Origin of the sequence: Mesorhizobium sp. M4A.F.Ca.ET.050.02.1.1 (assembly GCF_003997725.1) — a bacterium.
Lineage (GTDB): Bacteria > Pseudomonadota > Alphaproteobacteria > Rhizobiales > Rhizobiaceae > Mesorhizobium.
This window is the reverse complement of the sequence record NZ_RZSG01000429.1, coordinates 1-5,158: the sequence shown is the minus strand read 5'-3', so window position 1 is coordinate 5,158 and position 5,158 is coordinate 1. Positions and strand designations below refer to the sequence as shown.

5 protein-coding genes and 2 pseudogenes are annotated in these 5,158 nt (G+C 63.9%); 5 read left to right on the top strand and 2 right to left on the bottom strand.

Features of this window, described 5'->3' with window-relative positions:
• From EOA33_RS23545 to EOA33_RS23530, 4 genes and pseudogenes are all read left to right on the top strand, one after another.
• Window positions 1-517: pseudogene (locus tag EOA33_RS23545) on the top strand (6-phosphogluconate dehydrogenase (decarboxylating)); the annotation flags it as partial.
• Window positions 518-534: 17 nt separating this feature from the next.
• A complete protein-coding gene (gene zwf / locus EOA33_RS23540) occupies window positions 535-1,911 on the top strand; it encodes a glucose-6-phosphate dehydrogenase (RefSeq protein WP_126057530.1) in 1,377 nt (458 codons plus the stop codon).
• 18 nt (window positions 1,912-1,929) lie between these two features.
• Window positions 1,930-2,634, top strand: coding sequence for an ROK family protein (locus EOA33_RS23535; protein WP_127406713.1), 705 nt, complete (start codon window positions 1,930-1,932; stop codon window positions 2,632-2,634).
• 117 nt (window positions 2,635-2,751) lie between these two features.
• The gene (locus EOA33_RS23530) at window positions 2,752-3,210 is read left to right on the top strand and encodes a MucR family transcriptional regulator (protein ID WP_126057528.1); all 459 of its coding nucleotides are present in this window, start codon (window positions 2,752-2,754) and stop codon (window positions 3,208-3,210) included.
• 143 nt (window positions 3,211-3,353) lie between these two features.
• Here the strand turns inward: EOA33_RS23530 and EOA33_RS23525 are convergent, their stop codons facing one another.
• Both EOA33_RS23525 and EOA33_RS23520 read right to left on the bottom strand, forming a co-directional pair.
• Window positions 3,354-3,872 (bottom strand): SRPBCC family protein, encoded by a 519-nt coding sequence (locus EOA33_RS23525; protein ID WP_127406712.1) that lies wholly within the window; start codon window positions 3,870-3,872, stop codon window positions 3,354-3,356.
• Window positions 3,850-4,216: pseudogene (locus tag EOA33_RS23520) on the bottom strand (helix-turn-helix domain-containing protein). The gene EOA33_RS23525 and the pseudogene EOA33_RS23520 overlap by 23 nt, the downstream one beginning before the upstream one ends.
• Before the next feature lie 253 nt (window positions 4,217-4,469).
• Here EOA33_RS23520 and EOA33_RS23515 point away from each other — a divergent pair.
• The coding region (locus EOA33_RS23515; protein ID WP_145989251.1) for a pyridoxal phosphate-dependent aminotransferase at window positions 4,470-5,158 on the top strand (689 nt) is incomplete at its 3' end.

The following is a 5,158-nucleotide window of genomic DNA, read 5'->3' as shown; positions in this document are numbered from 1 at the left end:
CGCCGGCACCGCGCCCTACGGCTACCTGCATTGCGGGCCGAGCGGCGCCGGCCATTTCGTCAAGATGGTCCACAACGGCATCGAATACGGCGTCATGGCCGCCTACGCCGAAGGCATCAACATCCTGAAGTCGGCCAATGCCGGCAAGCGGGCGCGCACCGCCGACGCCGAGACCAGCCCGCTGGAGAACCCGCAATACTACCAGTTCGACATCGACCTGCCGCAGGTCGCCGAGGTCTGGCGGCACGGCAGCGTCATCGGTTCCTGGCTGCTCGATCTCACCGCCGGCGCGCTGAAGAACGATCCGGCGCTGACGCAGTTCGGCGGGCGCGTTTCGGATTCCGGCGAGGGCCGCTGGACGCTCAAGGCGGCGATCGACACCGGCGTGCCGGCGCCGGTGCTGTCCTCGGCGCTTTTCGACCGTTTCTCCTCGCAAGGCGAATCCGAATTCGCCGACAAGCTGCTCTCCGCCATGCGCTACGCCTTCGGCGGCCATGTCGAGAAGCCAAAGACCTGAGAGCGGGGAAGACATCGATGAGTCAGGAACGGTCCGACACGCTGGTGCTCTTCGGGGCGACCGGCGACCTTGCCCACAAGAAGATATTTCCGGCCCTCTACCAGATGGTCGCCAAGGGGACGCTCACCGAGCCGGTGATCGGTGTCGCCTTCGACCCCTGGGACATCGGCAAACTGCAGGCGCGCGCCCACGACGGCATCGTCAATGCGCTGGGCGGTATAGACGAGACGGTGTTCGCCAAGCTCGCCTCGCTGCTGCGCTATGTCAGCGGCGACTACCGCGACGCCGCGACGTTCGAGAAGCTGAAGACGGCGCTCGGCTCCGCCCAGCGCCCGCTGCACTACATGGCGGTGCCGCCGACCATGTTCGAAACCGTGGTCCAGGGGCTGGAGCAGTCCGGCACCGCGCGTGGCGCGCGGCTGATGGTGGAAAAGCCATTCGGTCACGACCTGCAGTCGGCGCGCTGGCTGAACCGGGTGCTGCACCTGGTGTTCGACGAGCAGTCGATCTTCCGCATCGACCACTATCTCGGCAAGGAAGCGATCCAGAACCTGCTCTATTTCCGCTTCGCCAATGCCTTCCTCGAGCCGATCTGGAACCGCAACTTCGTCGAGAGCGTGCAGATCACCATGGCCGAGGATTTCGGCATCGACGGTCGCGGCAAATTCTATGACGATGTCGGCTGCATCCGCGACGTCATCGAGAACCACCTGCTCAACATCCTGTTGCTGCTCGCCATGGAGCCGCCTGTCGGCCGCTCGGCCGACGACCTGATCGACGAGAAGGTCCAGGTGCTCCGCGCCATCCGCACGCTGACGAAGGACGATGTCGTGCGCGGCCAGTTCGACGGCTATCTGGCGGAGCCGGGTGTGCGCCCGAACTCCCCGGTCGAAACCTTCGCCGCCGTCCGCTTCTTCGTCGACACTTGGCGCTGGCAGGACGTGCCCTTCTTCATCCGCGCCGGCAAGAACATGCCGGTGCATGCCACCGAGGTGATCGTGCGGCTGAAACGGCCGCCGCTCGACGTCTTCGACCCGATCAAGCCGGACGACGCCAACTATGTCCGCTTCCGCATCGACCCGCAGGTGGCGATCTCGATCGGCGCCCAGCGTAAGGTGGCCGGCGACGACATGGTCGGCGAACAGGTGGAACTGACGGCGCTCGATGACAGCAAGGGCGACATGCCGCCCTATGAGCGCCTGATCGGCGACGCCATGAACGGCAACGGCCAGCTGTTCACCCGCCAGGATGCGGCCGAGCTTGCCTGGCGCATCGTCGGCCCTGTGCTTGGCGACACGACGGCGCCGCACATCTACGCGCCGAAGAGCTGGGGACCGGCCGATGCCCTGAACGACTTCGGTCCGCCGAACGGCTGGATCAACCCATCGAAATAGGGGCTGGGAGGCAACGACATGGCCAAGGCGGCAAAGCCGGCGGCGGCGGATGCGGAACAGATCGTGCTGACGATCGACATCGGCGGCTCGCATGTCAAGATCCTGACCAGCGCCGGCGGCGAGATGCGCCGCGCCGGGTCCGGGCCTGGCCTGACGCCGCAGCAGATGATCACCTCGGTGAACACGCTGGCCGAAGGCCTGCCCTATGACCTGATTTCGATGGGCTACCCCGGTCCGGTCGCCCACAACCGGCCTTTCGCCGACCCCGCCAATCTCGGCAAGGGTTGGGCGGGCTACGACTTCGCCGCCGCCTTCGGCAAGCCGGTGAAGGTTATCAACGACGCGCTGATGCAGGCCATCGGCAGCTATGAGGGCGGCCGCATGCTGTTCCTCGGCCTCGGCACCGGCCTCGGCGCCGCGATGATCGTCGACAATGTCGCCCAGCCGATGGAACTCGCCCATCTTCCCTACAGGAAGGGCGGCAGCTTCGAGGACTATGTCGGCGAGCGCGGGCTGGAGAAACGCGGCAAGAGGAAATGGCGCAAATCCGTCTTCGATGTCGTCGACAGGCTTCGCGCCGCCCTGCAGCCGGACTACGTGGTCATCGGCGGCGGCAATGTCGACAAGCTTGATGAAATGCCCGCCGATTCCAGGCGCGGCGACAATACGCGCGCTTTCGAGGGCGGTTTTCGACTGTGGCGCGACAAGGCGCTGATCGTCTGATAGTATTATAGCTCAGTATAGTTGTTCAAAATAACGTGTTTCGTGGCGCGAAGTCATTGCGTTATCCAGATTTGCCGACTAGGAGTCGCGCCATCCCCCTACCGACGGAGACATAAATTGGCCGACGACAGCAACGACGCTCGCAAGGAAATCGACCTGCTCGAGCTTACCGCCCACATCGTTTCCGCCTATGTCGAGAAGAACCGTCTGCCTGCCTCCGGCCTCAGCGACCTCATCGCCAGCGTCAGCGCCTCGATCAGCAGCCTCGGCCAGCCGCCGGCCCCGGTCGCCGCGCCGCTCGTCCCCGCGGTCAACCCCAGGCGCTCGGTGACGCCGGACTACATCATCTGCCTCGAGGACGGCAAGAAATTCAAATCGCTGAAGCGCCACCTCGGCGTCCATTTCGGGCTGACGCCGGAAGCCTATCGCACCAAGTGGGGCCTGCCGGCCGACTACCCGATGGTCGCCCCCAACTATGCCGCCTCGCGCTCCGAGCTGGCGAAGTCGATCGGCCTCGGCCGCAAGGCCGCCGAGCCGGTCAAGGCCAGGGGCAGGAAGGCCAGGGTTTCGGCCTAGAGCGGTTCACCGTTTCACGGAAACGTCGAACCGCTCTATCCTTGTTTTGACGCTATTCCAGGAAAAACCGTTTCACACCTTTCCTGGAATTGCTCTACGGCACGTTGAGACTCCCCTCGAGGCCGGTGACCGCGAGAGCGACTTCATGACCGTCCCACACCCGCGCCCAGCGTGACGAGAAGCTCGTCCAGCTGCTCGAACTGCTCGGGCATACCGCCCTCCATCCCGGCGATGGCCTCGTCGAGAGCTTCCTTCGAGGGATAGAGTTCGTGCAGCACCAGAAGCGTCTTGTCACCTCTTTCCTCGAACGTCACCGTGGTCACGGCACCGTCATCACTTTCCTCATTGGTCCAGACGAGGCGCGAGTTCGGTATCACGTCGATGTACTTGCCGACGAATGCCATTGACTCTGAGGCATCGTGGCCAAATTCGACCCGGTATCTGCCTCCGACACGAACATCCATCTCGCAGGAAAGCAGAGGCACGCCTGCCGACTTCGGCGCCCACCACCGCTTGAACAGCTCGGGTTTGGTCCACGCCTCGTAGACGATGCGGACCGGGCCGTCGAAAATACGCGTAACGACCAGTTCACACTCGGACTTCCGTTCGACCGTCGTGCGGCTCGTCATGGGGCTGCGCTCACTCTCTTTTCTTACGTCCATCAATCTTCTCCTTCCGTTTTCAGTTCCTCGACAACCTTGTCCAACTCGTCGAAGCGTGCGTCCCAGAGCTGGCGGTACCTCTCGATCCATGCCGCCTCTTCCTCCATCCGGCGCAGGCCGAGCTTGCAGGTCCGAACGCGCCCGACCTTCTTCGTGATGACGAGCCCCGCCTGCTCCAGGACGACGACATGCTTCTTCATACCCGTGAGGGTCATGTGGAACTTTTCGGCAAGCTCCGTGATCGAAGCTTCTGCACTTCCGAGTTGCTCCAGCACGCCGCGCCGGGTCGCGTCGGAGAGCGCGGCGAACGAGGCATCAAGGCGGACTGTCGTATACTGAACCATTTGGTTCAGTATTAGCGCATGGATCGACGGCTTGCAAGGGGAGGTCGAGCGCGCTGTGTTGCCGACCGCTTCCCCCTCAACCGAACGCTCGCCGCTGCCTTCATTAGTTCACGGTGAATTTCGACGACGCCCGGGACAGGCTCGTGCCTGAGCCAATAGTTTCAACGACTGGAACAGAAGCCTGCCGGCGAATCCGCCTTGGCAGGCTTCATGCTTTTGTGGCTTGGATAGTCCAAGCAGTCTGGGGGGAGCCATGAACTACGCCAGGATGGTGATCGAGAGGGAGGCGCCGGAGGAATACGGCTACGACCGTATTCGCTATAACCTTTCCGAAAGCTCGATTGCCGACCAGAAACTCTCCGACATCGGTCTCACGCTGCCCGATCTCACCCTGTTCTACGGCGAACATCGCGGCGATAAGGAGTTGCGCGCGCTGGTCGCCGCGCAGGACGAGAGCCTTTCGCCCGATGACGTGCTGGTCACCGCGGGTGCCGCCGGCGCGTTGTTCATCATCGCCACATCGCTGCTTTCGGCCAGCGACCATCTGGTGGTCATCAGGCCCAACTACGCCACCAACATTGAGACCCCCCGGGCGATCGGCTGCCCTATCTCCTATGTCGACCTCGACTTCGACGACGGCTTCGCCGTCGATGTCGATCGTCTCGCCGCGGCGATGCGGCCGAACACCCGCCTGATCAGCGTCACCTGCCCGCACAATCCGACCGGCACGATGATGAGTCGTGCCGATCTCGACGCGCTCGTGGCGCTCGCCGAGAGCCGGCAATGCCATCTCCTGGTCGACGAGACCTATCGCGACCTTTCCTACGGCCGGCGCCTGCCGGCGGCCGCATCGCTCAGCCAACGCGCGATCAGCGTCTCGTCGCTCTCCAAGGCCTTCGGCATTCCGGGCATCCGCATCGGCTGGCTGGTCACTCGCGACGC

Coding starts and splice junctions, on each gene's coding strand:
- zwf (WP_126057530.1), top strand. CDS start 535: ATGAGTCAGGAACGGTCCGACACGCTGGTGCTCTTCGGGGCGACCGGC.
- EOA33_RS23525 (WP_127406712.1), bottom strand. CDS start 3,872: ATGGACGTAAGAAAAGAGAGTGAGCGCAGCCCCATGACGAGCCGCACG.
- EOA33_RS23535 (WP_127406713.1), top strand. CDS start 1,930: ATGGCCAAGGCGGCAAAGCCGGCGGCGGCGGATGCGGAACAGATCGTG.